The following is a 15,079-nucleotide window of genomic DNA, read 5'->3' on the forward strand; positions in this document are numbered from 1 at the left end:
GGCGGTGGATCAGTCAAGAATGTTCCGACTGACCCACCGCCTTCGCGAGCAAGCCCGCTCCCACATGGGTTTTGCGGTGTTAGCTGTGTTAGTTACAGGTCCTTCAGAATATCCGCCATGTCGTCGGCGTGTTCTTCTTCCTGGGCCAGGATGTCTTCGAAGATCCGGCGAGTGGTCGGGTCTTTGTCACCGATGTACTGGATGATTTCGCGATAGCTGTCTACCGCAATGCGCTCGGCCACCAGGTCTTCGTAGACCATCTCCTTCAGCGTATTGCCGGCCACGTACTGCGCGTGGGAATTCTTCGACAGCAGGTCGGGGTTGAACTCCGGCTCGCCACCCAACTGCACGATACGCTCGGCCAACTTGTCGGCGTGTTCGGCTTCCTGGGTGGCGTGCTCGAGGAATTCCTCGGCGGCGACATGTGCCTTGACGCCATTGGCCATGAAGTAGTGGCGCTTGTAGCGCAGCACGCACACCAGCTCGGTGGCCAGCGATTCGTTGAGCAGACGCAGGATTTCCTGGCGGTCGGCGTCATAACCTTCGGTCACGGCACCGTTTTCGACGTTCTTGCGGGCGCGGTCACGTAAAGTGGCTACGTCAGACAAATGTGAGTCAGTCATCTCATTCTCCTGGTACTAATCCGGTTTTGCGCCACGCTCTGCCGGCGTGATCGCTCCAAGTTGTGAGTCCCAGGCAACGCAAAAAGTTTTATCGGATTTTACAGAGCGTGCCCCGACAGCCGCGCTTCCTCCTGCAACCACTCAAAAAACGCCCGGACCGGCGGGTGCCGTTCCCGTCCCGGTACGCACAGGGCGCTGTAGCCGGCGCCGTTGACGCGGACCTGTGGCCGGTAAGGCACCAGCAACCCGCTGGCGACGCTTTCCGAGACCAGGATATTGCTCGCCAGCACCAGGCCCTGGCCGGCGATGGCCGCTTGCAGGGCGTAGTGTTCTTCGTCGTATTCGCGCAGCGGCGAAGCGGATTGCAACCAGTCTTCCCCGGCCTTTTCGCACCAGGCCTGCCAGCCCAGGGCGTACAGCCTGGAGTTGTGCCAGCGCACGCTGATCAGGGTCGGGGTGCGCTCGCGCGCCAGGGCGACTTGTTCGGGGGAGCCATACACGGCGAAACATTCGTCGAACAGGCACAAACCGTACAGGTTCGTGTAGTCGTCGATGCTGTAGCGGATCACCAGGTCGACGCTGGCATCCTGCTGTAAATCGACCACGGCGCAGTTGGTGTCCAGGCGCAGGCTGATATCCGGATGGGCGGCATAGAAGCGCCCGAGTCGCGGCACCAGCCACAGAGCGGCAAACGCCGGCGTAGTGGAGAGCGTGAGATTGCCGGCGCTGCGCTGCGGGCGCAGGGTGTCGACGCTTTGCGCGACGTCCAGCAGCGCGCCGTGCAGGCTGTGGAACAGGCGCTCGCCGCGTTCTGTCAGGCGCACCTGGCGCGGAAGGCGCTCGAACAGCGGTACGCCGAGCCAGGTTTCCAGGGAGCGAATCTGATGGGACACCGCCGTCGGCGTGACCGACAACTCCTGGGCGGCGGCCTTGAAGCTCAACAGGCGCGAGGCCGATTCAAAGGCGCGCAGGGCGGTCAGGGGCAGCGAAGCAAACATGTGTGGCTCCATGGATGAATTCAGCTCATCCAAAACAACTATTGCTCATTTGTGAGGGTGGCCGCTCGGCTTTAGATTTATGCGCAACAGAGGCAGCCATTCAGGTTGCCTGAGTCTAGCGTGTGAAGGCCTACAGATGAAAAAAATGCTTGCGATCCATTCCAGCCCCCGCGGCGAACGTTCCCACTCCCGGCGCCTTGCCGAGGTGTTCCTGGCCGCCTGGCACACCGCCAATCCCGACGCGCAGCTGACCCGCCGCGAAGTGGGCCGGGCGTCTATCCCCCATGTCAGCGAAGCGTTCATTGCCGCCAGCTTCCACCCGGAGCCGCAGGCGATGCCGTTGTCCATGCACGCCGATTTGCAACTGAGCAATGAGCTGGTAGCCGAGCTCGTCGAGCACGAACTGCTGGTGATTTCCGTACCGATGTACAACTTCGGGATTCCCAGCGGCCTCAAGGCCTGGATCGACCAGATCGTGCGCATGGGCCATACCGTGGATATCACCCAGGACAGCCAGGGCATCGCCCAGTACCAGCCGTTATTGTTGGGCAAAAAGGCCTTGATCATCACCAGTCGCGGCGGCAGCGGCTTTGGCCCGGGCGGGGAAAACGAGGCGATGAACCACGCCGATCCGCACCTGCGGAGCGCGTTGGGGTTCATCGGCATTGAAGACGTCACGGTGATCGCCGCAGAAGGCGAAGAGTCCGACCCGAGCGTTTTCCGCCGTTCCTGCGATGCAGTCGAAGGGCAACTGCGCGACCTGGCCGGGAGCTTCTGAAGTGTCGTGGCTTTTCCTGCTGATCGCCGCCGGCTTTGAGGTGACCTTCGCCATGGGCATGAAGTACGCCGATGGTTTCACCCGGCTGTGGCCGTCGCTGGTCACCGTCATCGCGGCCGTGGGCGGGATCTACTTCCTGACCCTGGCCATGCGTGAGTTGCCGGTGAGCGTGGCCTACCCGATCTGGACTGCCATCGGCTCACTGGGCACGGTGTTTCTCGGTTTCGCGTTGCTGGGGGAGAGCCTGACGCTGATCAAGCTGGTGTCGGTGGGCTTGATCGTCGCCGGTGTGGTGGGGCTCAAGTAGCTTCCTGCGCGCTGACATTGCTGCGAACCGGCGTCGTCCAGCGCTCCGACAAAATCACCCCGCCCAGGGTCAGCAAGCCGCCCACCAGGTGATACATCGCCAGCTGCTCTTTCAACACCACTGCGGCAATCAACGCGGTGATCAGCGGCAGCAGGTTGAAAAACAGCGTGGTGCGGCTTGGGCCGAGGGTCTTCACCGAATGCATCCAGGCCAGCGGCGCGAGCATCGAGGCCAGCAGGCAGGCGTACAGCACCAGCGGGATATTCGACCAGCCAAGGCCGGCCTTGTCGGAGAGCAGGAACAGCGGAAACAACACCACCACCGCCACCAGCACCTGCAGGTACAGCAACACCAGTGGCGGCAAGCGCAGCTGCCATTTTTTCAGCAGGGTGCTGTAGACCGCGTAGGCGAGGGTGGCCACCAGCATCATCGCGTCACCCATATTCAGCCCGTGTCGCAGCAGGGCGCTGAGACTACCCGCAGAAACCACCACTACCACGCCGGCAAACGACAGCACGGCACCGGTCAGGGCGCCGAAGGTCAGGCGCTGGCCAAGGCTGATGATTGCGGCGGTGAGAGCCATCAGTGGCATCAGCGAGAGGATAATGCCCATGTTGGTGGCCGAGGTCAGGTTCGCGGCGTAATACGCCAGGCTCTGGTACACCGCCATGCCCAGCACGCCGAGGATGAAGATCTTGCCCAGGTTGGGACGAATCAGCGGCCAGTTGGCGATGACGGGTTTGAGCATGAACGGGGTAAACAGCAGGCCGGCCAGCAGCCAGCGGTAAAAACCGATCTCGGCAGGGAAAATCGTCCCCACCGCGAGTTTGTTGACCACGGTATTGCCGGCCCAGATAAAAATGGCCAGTAACGGATAAGCGTATTGCATCGAAAAGAACCAATTGCGTCTATGAGCGGTGATTATCGTTTGTCTGGATCGAAGCCTATACTTCGATCCAGCCATCCGACCTTTGTATCCAGACAACATGCTCAAGAAGTACATCAACCTTCCCGATTTTGACCAGTTGCCGGCCCCGGTGTATTTCCGTTATTCGGAATTCGAGGCTGACACCCATGCCAGTGCGCACCAGCATGCCTGGGGTTCCCTGGACTACTCGGCCCGTGGCGTGATGCGCTTTGAAGTGGCCGGCAGTCGCTTTATGTCGCCGCCGCAATATGCGGTGTGGATCCCACCCAACACCCAGCACAGTTCCTACAACGCCCAGGCGATCGTCTACCGCTCCGTATATCTGGCGCCCGCCTTGTGCGAGCAATTGCCGGCGCAGCCGTGCACCCTGACCATCAGCGATATCCTCAAGGCGATCCTCAGTGATTTCGCCGAGCGTGATGTCAACATTCCCGAGAACGAAGCCGACGTGCGCCTGGCCCAGGTGCTGGTAGACCAGCTCAGGCAGGCGCCGGTGCACGATTGTTTCCTGCCGTATGCCAGCCATCCCGGGTTGCTCAGTGTGCTGGAGGGCATGCAGGCCGACCCTGGCGATAACCGCGCGCTGGCCCAGTGGGCGCAGCAGGTGCATGTCAGTGAGCGCACCCTGGCGCGGCAATTTGTGCGTGAGCTGGGGATGAGCTTCGGCGAATGGCGCCAACGCCTGCGGTTCCTGGCGTCGATCGAGGCGCTGGACAGCGCGCGCAGTGTCCAGGAAGTCGCGTTTGACCTGGGCTACAGCACGGCCTCGGCGTTTATCGCGATGTTCCAGCGCCAGGCCGGCTGCACGCCGGAGCAGTATCGCCGGACCCATATACGCGGCAGGAAGGTGTAACAGGGTTTGACTACACTGCTGGGGAGGCCGTGCCCCTCGGCACGGTAACAGGGAGAAAACTCCATGAAGATGCTGCGTATTCCGCTGTTGATGATGGGCCTGCTGCTGTGTTCCCAAGGCTTTGCCGCGACTGCCGCACAGACGGCTCAGCAACAAAAAATGACTACTTGCAACGCCGAAGCCAAGACCAGTGGCAAGACCGGTGATGATCGCAAGGCGTTCATGAGCAACTGCCTCAAGGCGGCCCCGGCGGCCAACGACGCCAAGACCCTGACCCCCCAGCAACAGAAGATGAAAGATTGCAACGCCACCGCGAAAACCCAGGCGCTGACCGGCGATGCGCGTAAAACCTTTATGAGCACCTGCCTGAAGAAATAATGATGCAGAACTCTGTGGGCGCTGGCTTGCCCAAGATTGCGACCTGACAGTCGATGCCTATGTTTGGCTGACCCACCGCCATCGCAGGCAAGCCAGCTCCCACATTGGACCGTGTTTAGACTTCTCGCTTGATTCACCCAAGGCTGGCAGACTGCCCATCCTTTAACGCCGTTCGTTTTGAGGCTGTATGCCAACGTTTTCTCAGCGTCACGTGTTGTTGTTGGTCAGTTGCGTGCTGATTTTTGGCGGGCTGCTGCTGGTTTTGCCGTTGAAGTTGCTGCCGAGCCTGCTGGCCGGGCTGCTGGTGTATGAGCTGGTCAACATGCTCACCCCGCAGTTGCAGCGGTTGATCGAAGGCCGGCGTGCGCGCTGGTTGGCGGTAGCCTTGCTGGGAACCTTGATCGTCAGCATCCTGACCCTGATCTTCGCCGGGGCCATCAGCTTCCTGCTGCACGAAGCGGAAAACCCCGGGGCCTCCCTCGATAAGTTCATGGGCGTGGTCGACCGTGCCCGCGGCCAGTTGCCGCCGTTCCTCGACGCCTACCTGCCGGCCAGCGCCGCCGAGTTCCGCGTGGCCATCGGCGAATGGCTGAGCAAACACCTCAGCGAACTGCAACTGGTGGGCAAAGACGCCGCGCACATGTTCGTGACCTTGTTGATCGGCATGGTGCTGGGGGCGATCATCGCCCTGCAACGGGTGCCGGACCTGACCAAGCGCAAACCCCTGGCGGCCGCGCTGTTTGATCGCCTGCACCTGCTGGTCCAGGCCTTTCGCAACATCGTTTTCGCGCAGATCAAGATCGCCGCGCTGAACACCGCGTTCACCGCGATCTTCCTCGCGGTGGTGCTGCCGTTGTGCGGGATCCACCTGCCGCTGACCAAGACCCTGATCGTGCTGACGTTCCTGCTGGGCCTGCTGCCGGTGATCGGCAACCTGATGTCCAACACCCTGATCACCATCGTGGCCTTGTCGCTGTCGATCTGGGTGGCGGTGGCGGCGTTGGGCTACCTGATCGTGATCCACAAGGTCGAGTACTTCCTCAACGCGCGGATTGTCGGTGGGCAGATCAGTGCCAAGTCGTGGGAATTGTTGTTGGCGATGCTGGTGTTCGAAGCCGCGTTCGGCCTGCCGGGGGTGGTGGCGGGGCCGATTTATTATGCGTACTTGAAGAGTGAGTTGAAGCTGGCGGGGATGGTTTAGGCATTGATGTTGCCTGGACTGGCCCCTTCGCGAGCAAGCCCGCTCCCACATTTGACCGAGTTCCAACTTTGGAATGCAGCCGAATGTGGGAGCGGGCTTGCTCGCGAAGGGCGCGCCACGGTTTCAGCTAAAACTCAGTAGCCGTAGCGCTTGCTGGCCTCAATCGCCAGACCACTGCCAATACTGCCAAAGATGTTCCCTTCCACATGCTGCGCATTCGGCAGCATCGCCGAGATGCTGTGGCGCAGCGCCGGAATCCCGCTGGAACCCCCGGTAAAGAACACCGTGTCCACCTGGGCCACGTCCACCGAGGCGTCGTTGAGCAGTTGCGTCACCGCATTGCGCACCCGCTCCAGCAAGCCATCGATGGCCGACTCGAACAACGCCCGGCTCAACTCCACGCTCAACCCCGGCTCGACCCGGTCCAGCAGCACATGGCGGCTGTCCTGTTGGGTCAGCTGGATCTTGGTTTCTTCCACTTCCATCGCCAGCCAGTGCCCGGCGCGCTGCTCGATCAGGTTGAACAGGCGGTCGATGCCACCCGTGTCCTCGATGTCGTAGCGCATGCTGCCCAGTGCCAGCTTGGATTTCTGCGAGTACACCGAGTTGATGGTGTGCCAGGTCGCCAGGTTCATGTGGTGGCTGGTGGGCATATAAGCGCCGCTCTTCATGCGGCTGCCGTAGCCGAACAGCGGCATCATGCCGGCCAGCGAGAGCTGCTTGTCGAAGTCGGTACCGCCGATGTGCACACCGCCGGTGGCGAGGATGTCGTCGTGGCGGTTGTCGATCTGGCGGCGCTCGGGCGACAGGCGCACCAGGGAGAAGTCGGAGGTACCCCCGCCGATGTCGACAATCAGCACCAGCTCTTCTTTCTCGATGGTGGACTCGTAGTCGAAGGCCGCGGCAATCGGTTCGTACTGGAACGAGATGTCCTTGAAGCCGATCTTGCGGGCCACGTCCACCAGGGTGTTCTCGGCTTCCTGGTCGGCCATCGGGTCGTCGTCGACGAAAAATACCGGACGGCCCAGCACCACTTCTTCGAACTCACGCCCGGCGGTGGTCTCGGCGCGGCTCTTGAGTTGGCCGATAAACAGCGCCAGCAGGTCGGTGAACGGCATGGCCGTGCCCAATACACTGGTGTCGTGCTTGATCAGCTTGGAACCCAGCAGGCTCTTGAGCGAGCGCATCAGCCGGCCTTCGTAGTTTTCCAGGTACTCGTGCAGGGCCAGGCGACCGTACACCGGGCGGCGCTCTTCGAAGTTGAAGAACACCACCGACGGCAGCGTGATCTTGTCGTCCTCCAGCGCGATAAGCGTTTCCATGCCGGGACGAATCCAGCCGACGGTGGAGTTGGACGTGCCGAAGTCGATACCGCAGGCACGGGCTGGGGATGGGTTTTTCATGTCAATCGGGTTCCGGTTGAAAAACGGCCGCGCAGTGTATGCCACCCGCGTGCAGATGCGTAGGCCGACTATCCGCTAAATACAACGGACTTGTTACCTTGAAAGCCCGGTGTTTGCCCCCAAATCCTCCCCATACGGTTGGTGGCTGCAGGATTCTGCCCGCAGCGCCGATAAACTTCTGACGCACCCTTCGGTCACAAGATTGAGATCGGTCAATCCAGACGCCGCAAACAGGCGCATGCTGTGACGCTGGCAGTGCGATATCGATAACGGACGGTGATACTCCCGATGGACTTCAAAGACTATTACAAGATTCTCGGCGTCGAGCCGACTGCCGACGACAAAACGATCAAGGCCGCCTATCGCAAGCTGGCGCGCAAATATCACCCGGACGTGAGCAAGGAAAAGGACGCCGAAGCCAAGTTCAAGGACGCGTCCGAAGCCTATGAAGCGCTGAAAAGCGCCGACAAGCGCGCCGAATACGACGATCTGCGCAAATACGGCCAGCATGGCCAGCCGTTCCAGGGCCCGCCAGGTTGGCAGAGCCGTGGTGGCTATGGCGGCGGTGGCCAGGACACCGGCGACTTCTCGGACTTCTTCAGCTCGATCTTCGGTTCGCGCGGCAATGGTTTTGGTGGTGCCCAGGGCCGCAGTGCCGGGCGTCGAGGGCAAGATGTGGAAATGGAACTGCCGGTCTTCCTCGAAGAGACCCTGTCCAACGAGTCCAAGCAGGTCAACTTCCAGGTGCCGCAATACAACGCGGCCGGCCAGCACGTCAGCAACACCACCAAGAGCCTGAACGTGAAGATCCCGGCCGGTGTGGCCGACGGCGAGCGCATCCGCCTCAAGGGCCAGGGCGCGCCTGGGATTGGCGGTGGTGCCAATGGTGATCTGTACTTGATCATCAAGTTCGCGCCACACCCTAAATTCGATGTGGAAGGTGAGAACCTGATCATCACCCTGCCACTGGCCCCGTGGGAGCTGGCGTTGGGCACGGAAGTGGCGGTGCCGACCCTCACCGGCAAGATCAACCTCAAGGTGCCGGCCGGCAGCCAGAACGGCCAGCGCATGCGCGCCAAGGGCCATGGCTTGTTGAACAAGGCCGGGCAGCGCGGTTACCTGTTTGTGCAACTCAAGGCGGTGATGCCGAAAAACACCGACGACGAGGTCAAGGCGTTGTGGCAGGAACTGGCACAAAAAGCCGCCTTCGATCCAAGAGAATCATGGAGTAGCTAACGATGAGCAGTCCCCGTTTGGTTCAAGTGAACATGGCAGAATTCTGTGAGGCCACCGACCTGTCGGTGGCCTACGTGATCGAAATCGTCGAGCACGGCATCGTTGAACCGGTGGGGACCAGTCCCGAGTCCTGGCGCTTCACCGATTATGAACTGGCCCTGGCCAAGCGCGCCTCGGCGCTGCAAAAGGACCTGGAGCTGGAATGGGAAGGCGTCGCCCTGGCGCTCGACCTGCTGGAGGAAGTCCAGCAACTGCGGGCCGAGAACCAGATGCTCAAGCAACGGCTGGGGCGGTTGGTGCAAACGCCCTGAATCCATCAGGTGATGCTGCAGCGCGCCTTGCACGGCACCCAGTCGCGCAGGGTCAGCGAGCGAATCAGTTGCGCCTCGTCCACGGCCAGTTGCAGTTGCACATTTTCAGCCTGGGTTGCGTATGCCTCATCACTGAGGGCGCCCGCATCGTGTTCCTCGGATAACGCATTCAAGCGCACGTCATGGGGCTCCCTCAGGACTCTGAACTCATCGTCATAATGGTTGCGAATAAAGGCCTGCCAGAATTCGCGGCCCAGCAGCGACTGTACGAGCGTTTTGGAGTTGTCCAGTTTTTCTATTGTGATGGCGGCATTATTCAGGATCTGCGGCGCTACCTGTCCCGTTGCGAGGTAGCGGGCATCGTTGGGCTGACCGGGCAGGCCGAGGCGGCGGGCCAGGCCCATGCGATAGGCCAGGCGAATTTCAATATCTTCCAGTTTTTCCAGGGCGGCGACTTTTTGTTCAGGGGTCATAGTCGACGTGCGAATCATGCCTTCTCGAACCCGAATGTCTGCGCTGGCTAATTTTTCCACCTCGTCCAGGCGAAAAAGACCTTTGGCCAACGTGTAGAGTGCCGGTCCCGCCTCGCCATCGGCGGCATAGCGCGTGGCTTGCCACGTCAGCACCTTGGTCTCCATGTCACTGAACACCAGGGCCGACCGATCGCCGCAGCGCGGGTCACCCGCCAGGTTGAACAGCTCTTCCCGCAAGCCATCGTCCCGGGCCGCATAGAGCAATTGCCACAGGCGCGATTGCAGGTCGGTATAGCGGCTGCGGTACTCCGCCGATTCTTTGAGGTTGTCGAGGATGTCGAGGAAGATCTGCGAACCGGGTTTCTCGGCAATCGACTCCCACAGGCTGCGTCGTGCGTCGATTTCCTCGGGTGACAGACCATCCATCCAGTGCTGGTATGCCGGCTCCGGTGTGTCGTCCACGATCTGTTCTTGAGGCGCGTGAACCTCGACTGTAGCGGGCTGTGGCGCCCGATAACGCATCGCGCCGGGCTGCCGGCCCGCTGCTGCCTCGCGGTGGAGCAAGGTTGCATTGCTCCAATACTCGACCAACTGCCTGCGGGCTTCGGTGCTCAGCGGGTTGCCGTCGATAAAGGTGACGTTGTTGACGTAGATGAATGCCTCGGCCTCCTCGGGCAGCGGGTTGACCAGGGACTCGGGCAACTGCGTGATGCGGTTCTGCGCCAGGTTAACGATGTCCAACGCCTGATGTGGCCCCAAGCCCTGCGGCCACTCGGTGATCCCGGTGTTTTTCAAATTCACCCTACGCAGGTTCGGCAGGGTTGCGAAGTTGGGGGTACGCGCCAGGGGGTTGCGGCTCAGATTGATGATCTTGAGTGAAGTGAGCCCCTCCAGCAGATCCACGTCGGCCTCGCTCAGGGAAAGTTGGTTGCTCCTGAGGTCCAGGCGGGTAAGCCGAGTCATCCGGGCAACGCTGGGCGGGATTGAACGCAACTCTCCGTACGACAGGTCGAGCCAACGGGTGTGACTGAAGTGGCCGAGAAACTCATCCAGGCCGTATACGGATTGCATGTCCTGAAGCTTGATTGACCCAACGTGGCTGAAATCTGCTTCCAGCGCAGGCAAGTCGCCGACTCTCAAGCCGAGTGCTTCAAGGGTGTAGCCGGCGGGAGAACCATCTTGGGCCAGCACTTTGGGAGTCATGCGCCGCCAGCACGCCTTGAGGTCTCGAGCGAATTGCTGGCGATGGTTGGCATCCCCTGCACGCAGGTTTTCGCTGTCGGCAGCCACCAGGAACCGTTGTGTGGCCCAGGCGTTCAGTTGGGTGCTCAAGGTTTGCCACTCGCCTTCCAGGCGCGTCAGTTCAGCCGGCGCCCCGTCGCCTGCGTGCAATACGAATTGCTCGTTTTCCTCCTCGCTGTAGCCGGGAAACAAGTCCCTTATCCGCCGCATTTCGTCGGTGTGGCTCAAGGGTACTTCGAAGGCGCCAGGCTGGCCGCCGTTGCGCCAGCCCGGGCGAGTTTGTGCCAGGCGAGCGATGTACGCCCGCATCTGCTGATTGGCTTGCGGGGTGAATGGGTTGTCACGCAGGCGGGTCATGCGGTTGAGACGGATGCTGGCTTCCACGTTTTCGGGGGCTGGGTTGAGCAGGCTGTCGGGCACCGCGCTCAGGTGATTGCCGGACAGGTCGACTTCTCTCAGCTCCGGCAGTTCCAGCAGGCCTGTGGGCCACTGATTGATCCGGGTGTCACGCAGCTCCAGCTTTCGCAGTCGTAGCAGCGGGCTGAAATCCGGCAGGGTGCCCAAGGGGTTGTCGTTCAGGCACAGTTCTTCCAGGCGGCTCAGGCCGGCCAGTTGGCCGGCGCTGATTTCGCTCAGGCGGATGGCATTTTTCGACAGGTCCAGGTGCGTCAGCGCCTTTATGGCCGTGATTGCTTCGGGCAGTTCGGTCAGCGTGTGGCGTCCGATACCGCCGACTTGTTTGAGGGTCAAACGTTTCAGATTGGGGAAGTTGCCAAGGAACTGCCCGGGGCCGTCGCTGAAGCTCACGTAGTCGAGAACCAACTCCTCGACATGGGCAAAATCGGCGTTGAGTTTGGGCAGGTTCACCTGGGCGCTGATTTCCAGTCGGCGCCCGGTGTAGGCCCCGGCACGGTCCACGGTCTGTCGGCGCCAGCAATCTCTCAATGCATCGGCCACTGACTGCTCTCGGCCTCCCGGGTTTACCTCAAATGGACGCCGGCTCGTATCTTCTCGGGCACTGCGATTCACCCAGTCCTTGAGTGCGCGTTTGAGGGCGGCGTACTGGTCTTCCCGGCGCGTCAATTCAGTGCGCGCATCGCTCCCGAGGGTCTCGATGAAGGCTGTGGCCTGCTCGTCGCTGAACCCCGGATACAGCTTGCGCACCCGCGTATGGGTGCTGCGCAATTGAGTGAGTTTGTGCAGCGGGGAGCCGCCCCGCAGGCGCAGGTCTCCTGCCAAGGGTTTGCGCAGCATCGGGTATTCCAGCAGCACCGAGCGCAGCTCGTCCCGGGCCAATGGCGTTTGCCGCACCCGCTGCTTCAGGGTGCCGGCGTCCCGTGCGGCTTCGCCAAGTGCTCGACGCTGGCCCTGTTCAAGGCGTGCCAGAACGGCGCCATACAGGTCGGTGGCGCCGAACGCTCCGTCTTCACCCATCGCCAGCACCAACGGCAGTGCGTCGGCCTCTGGGCCGACGGCGTCGATCAGGGGGCCCTGTTCGCTGCCCAAGCGGATTTCCACCCGAAGGCTCGGGTCCCAACCCGGCAAGCTGGGCAGGGTATGCAGGGCCAAGCGCAGGCTGTCCTGGCTCTGCAGGGTGTCGAGGAACAAGCCTTCATAGGCCCGTGCCATGCGCACTTGCTGCTGGCTTTCGCGCGCCAGGGCGGTGAGCCTTGGTGACAACTGCTGATGGCCACTCAGCGCAGTTAAATCCGCGTCCGTGGCGGTTTCCAGCAACTGCCTGGCAACCTCCGCCGGCAGGCCGGAAAACCTGTCAATGAGCTGCTGTACCGGGGGCGAGCGGGTCAGGTTATGGGCGCGATAATCCGCGTCGAACAGCGAGGTCCGACTGTCCCGGGCGGCCTGGGCAACTTCCCGGCGCCACAGCATCGTCTGTTCGTCCAGCACCCGGGGAGTCGGGTCGAGGACCGCCGGATAGCTCAAGCCTCGGTGCGCCACCACGCGCTCGGTGATCGCCGGGTCGGCCAGCGCATAATCCAGCGGGTCGTCACTGCCCATCTTCTCGATAAAGGTCTCGATCCGCTGATGGATGCCAAAGCGCGCCAGGCTGTCACTCAACAGGGCGGGCGGCGGTTGCAGGTCCACATGCAGTTGGCGCAGTTGATCGGCGCGAGTGCCACTGGCCAGGCGTGCCTGTTCCAGTTGTGCGTCGCTCAAGCCCCGTGTGCGATAACCCAGGCGGCGCATCAGCGCCGGGCCGTCCCAGGTCAGCGGTTCTTCGCCTTCATGCAGCCAGGCACCTGCGCCGTTATGCGCCACCTGCGGGGCATAAGCGTCGGAGCGTGTGGGGTGTTGTATGCGATAGGTGTCGCCGTCGGGCTCGGGTTTGACGGCATACAGTTGAGCGTCGAGGGGCAACAGCGGCTGCTGGTCGTGGCTGTGCAAGCCCAGGTCATCAAACGTGGCGTCCTTGGGCAATACGACGGGGCTGCGATAAGGCGTAAGGTCCGGCTTCCACAGCCGCTGCTCGCCACCTGGCAAACGCACCGGCTTGAGCCCTTGTACCAACGCGGGTGTAGGCGGTGCAGCGAGCTTTTGCAGGCCTTTCCCCGCGCCGGCCAGCAGCGCCATGGCGGCCAGGTTTTGCGCGACGTCGAACCAGTGCGTCTTGGCCGTGTCCCGGTCGCCTTCGCCCCAGTCGATCACACCTTCGAAGGTTTCGTAGAGCAATTGGCCCGCCATGGCGGCCAGCATGATTTCGCCGAGCACCGGGACGAACGCCAGTCCCAGGCCGAGCACGGTAGCGCCGGCCTCCAGCCAACGGGCGATTTTTTGCCCGCGCACCCGGGCGTCGACATCGGCGGTGGGCACTGCCTGGTCGCGCGCATCGCCGAGGGCCTTGTCGCGGCCATGTTCAAACAGGTTGGCCCACAGGTCGACGTTGTCAGCCCACAGGCCCTGTCTTGAGACCACCATCAGGTACAGGTCGGGAGCGCCCGTCTTCACCACCCTGCAGCCGGCTTTCGGGGGCGGAAGCGACTGGGGCATGACCGTCGTAGTCAATACCGGGAAGGCCAGTTGCAGCATTGTCTGGGTCACCGGCGAACGCGCTACTGCGTCGACGGCGGCGGTGGAGTCCGCAGCGGGTTCGGTAAACCGGTTGAAGAACGCCGGCTTGTCATGCTCATTGAGAAACTGGCTGAAAAAATGCTGGTAGCTCGTGGGCGTCGGGCGGTTGTTATTGCCGGATTCGCTTGGCGCTTTGTCGCGCGCCACCCACTGGCGGTTCAGTTCGGTTTTCAGCGCATCAAGGCTGTTGTAGCGCTTGAGCGGGTGCTCCGGATCGTGGGGCAGGTAGACGATGAAGTCGGTGGCATAGCGATATTTTTCCACCGGTGTAAACACCACGCTCCCCATGAGCGCGCGGTCCATCACGCTCAGGCAACTGAACCACACCGGCTTGCCGCCCAGCGTCGGGTTGCGTTCGCCGTCGACCACCTTGAGCACCATGGTGAAGTCATCCGGGAGAATGTCCTGCTTGAGCAGCGCCAGGTACGCCGCAGCCCTGAGGGCATCCTTCTGGCTGGTGATCACGGCGTCGCGCAACCGGGTGGCGGCCGTCTCGTCGGTGGGCAGTAATGTTTCCTTGAGGTGCGCCTGGTAGCGGGCACCCACGTCCAGCGTACGGCACAGCCTGATAAAGGCGGGTACGGTCAGCGCCGGGCTGATCCTGGGAGAGGCGCCTTCCCGGTCCGGGTATTGGGTGAACCCGGAGGCAGGATCGAATGCGCCGTCTTCACCTTCACTGGCTTCAAAGTTATGCAGGGCAGCCTGCACCAGCGACACCTCCAGTACTTTGTATTCGCCGGCCTTGATCCCCAGGGTGCCGAGCCTCAGCGGCTCATACAAACGAAGAGAGGTGCCTTCGACATCCACGGTGAGGTTGAATTGTTCTTTCAGCGCGCCGTTGAGCAGGCCTATGGCGAAGGGCTTGAGTGCCTGGACGTTGGCCAGGTGTTTATCCACCGCGTGTTGGGATTTGAAACTGGTTTCATTGAACCCCTTCAGGGTTCTTCGCTGCAGCGGCGACAAGCTGTCCATCCACTGCGCCTGTTCGAGCCTGGCCTGTTTCAACGCTTCTATGCGGTGGGCCGGCGCCTGTACCAGCCAGTCCGGAATGGCCTGGCGAATGAACGCACTGTTGTCGTCGGAAGATGAGAGGGGAGTAACGGAGGGGGCATCCTGCATGGGGGCATTCCTTTGGGTAAGCAAAGGAAAAAGGCTACTGAAAACCGCTGTGGATTAATAAGTCGAAAAGCCGCTGGATAGCACGCAATAGTTAACGCATCGGCCCCGGATTACCTATGGATCGACGACTTAATTACCCCAT

Annotated in this window: 12 protein-coding genes; 7 read left to right on the forward strand and 5 right to left on the reverse strand. The window is 61.8% G+C overall.

Annotation, left to right across the window (positions count from 1 at the left end):
• Window positions 1-92: 92 nt before the first annotated feature.
• Together AC3WKX_RS20710 and AC3WKX_RS20715 are read right to left on the reverse strand one after the other, a co-directional pair.
• Window positions 93-623 carry a ferritin-like domain-containing protein gene (locus AC3WKX_RS20710; protein ID WP_003217418.1) on the reverse strand — a complete coding sequence of 177 codons (531 nt, stop codon included), beginning with the start codon at window positions 621-623 and terminating at the stop codon, window positions 93-95.
• A 98-nt stretch (window positions 624-721) separates the two neighbouring features.
• Window positions 722-1,633 carry a LysR substrate-binding domain-containing protein gene (locus AC3WKX_RS20715; protein ID WP_085984661.1) on the reverse strand — a complete coding sequence of 304 codons (912 nt, stop codon included), beginning with the start codon at window positions 1,631-1,633 and terminating at the stop codon, window positions 722-724.
• 124 nt (window positions 1,634-1,757) lie between these two features.
• Here AC3WKX_RS20715 and AC3WKX_RS20720 point away from each other — a divergent pair, with 124 nt between their 5' ends.
• The gene (locus tag AC3WKX_RS20720; RefSeq protein ID WP_102605729.1) at window positions 1,758-2,399 is read left to right on the forward strand and encodes an FMN-dependent NADH-azoreductase; all 642 of its coding nucleotides are present in this window, start codon (window positions 1,758-1,760) and stop codon (window positions 2,397-2,399) included.
• Between the two features lies 1 nt (window position 2,400).
• Window positions 2,401-2,706, forward strand: coding sequence for a DMT family transporter (locus AC3WKX_RS20725; protein ID WP_102367994.1), 306 nt, complete (start codon window positions 2,401-2,403; stop codon window positions 2,704-2,706).
• Here the strand turns inward: AC3WKX_RS20725 and AC3WKX_RS20730 are convergent.
• The gene (locus AC3WKX_RS20730) at window positions 2,699-3,595 is read right to left on the reverse strand and encodes a DMT family transporter (RefSeq protein ID WP_102605728.1); all 897 of its coding nucleotides are present in this window, start codon (window positions 3,593-3,595) and stop codon (window positions 2,699-2,701) included. The two genes, AC3WKX_RS20725 and AC3WKX_RS20730, sit on opposite strands and share 8 nt — an antisense overlap.
• A gap of 97 nt (window positions 3,596-3,692) precedes the next feature.
• Here AC3WKX_RS20730 and AC3WKX_RS20735 point away from each other — a divergent pair, with 97 nt between their 5' ends.
• The 3 genes from AC3WKX_RS20735 (at window position 3,693) to AC3WKX_RS20745 (ending at window position 6,066) form a co-directional block, all read left to right on the forward strand.
• Window positions 3,693-4,487 (forward strand): AraC family transcriptional regulator, encoded by a 795-nt coding sequence (locus AC3WKX_RS20735; protein ID WP_003217407.1) that lies wholly within the window; start codon window positions 3,693-3,695, stop codon window positions 4,485-4,487.
• Window positions 4,488-4,550: 63 nt separating this feature from the next.
• Complete coding sequence (locus AC3WKX_RS20740) at window positions 4,551-4,865, forward strand: PsiF family protein (RefSeq protein WP_003217404.1); 315 nt, start codon at window positions 4,551-4,553, stop codon at window positions 4,863-4,865.
• A gap of 187 nt (window positions 4,866-5,052) precedes the next feature.
• Entirely contained in the window at window positions 5,053-6,066 is a 1,014-nt protein-coding gene (locus AC3WKX_RS20745) for an AI-2E family transporter (protein ID WP_003217402.1), read from the forward strand.
• Window positions 6,067-6,200: 134 nt separating this feature from the next.
• Here the strand turns inward: AC3WKX_RS20745 and AC3WKX_RS20750 are convergent, their stop codons facing one another.
• The gene (locus AC3WKX_RS20750) at window positions 6,201-7,469 is read right to left on the reverse strand and encodes an Hsp70 family protein (RefSeq protein ID WP_102605727.1); all 1,269 of its coding nucleotides are present in this window, start codon (window positions 7,467-7,469) and stop codon (window positions 6,201-6,203) included.
• Between the two features lie 288 nt (window positions 7,470-7,757).
• Between AC3WKX_RS20750 and AC3WKX_RS20755 the strand changes: the two genes are divergently transcribed.
• Window positions 7,758-8,705, forward strand: a complete 948-nt coding sequence (locus AC3WKX_RS20755) for a DnaJ C-terminal domain-containing protein (protein ID WP_003217399.1) — start codon at window positions 7,758-7,760, stop codon at window positions 8,703-8,705.
• A 2-nt stretch (window positions 8,706-8,707) separates the two neighbouring features.
• On the forward strand, window positions 8,708-9,016 hold the full coding sequence (locus AC3WKX_RS20760) for a chaperone modulator CbpM (RefSeq protein ID WP_003217397.1): 309 nt from the start codon (window positions 8,708-8,710) through the stop codon (window positions 9,014-9,016).
• Window positions 9,017-9,021: 5 nt separating this feature from the next.
• Here the strand turns inward: AC3WKX_RS20760 and AC3WKX_RS20765 are convergent, their stop codons facing one another.
• Window positions 9,022-14,937, reverse strand: coding sequence for an NEL-type E3 ubiquitin ligase domain-containing protein (locus AC3WKX_RS20765; RefSeq protein ID WP_102605726.1), 5,916 nt, complete (start codon window positions 14,935-14,937; stop codon window positions 9,022-9,024).
• Window positions 14,938-15,079 lie beyond the last annotated feature (142 nt).

Source organism: Pseudomonas sp. GP01-A4, from assembly GCF_058780865.1.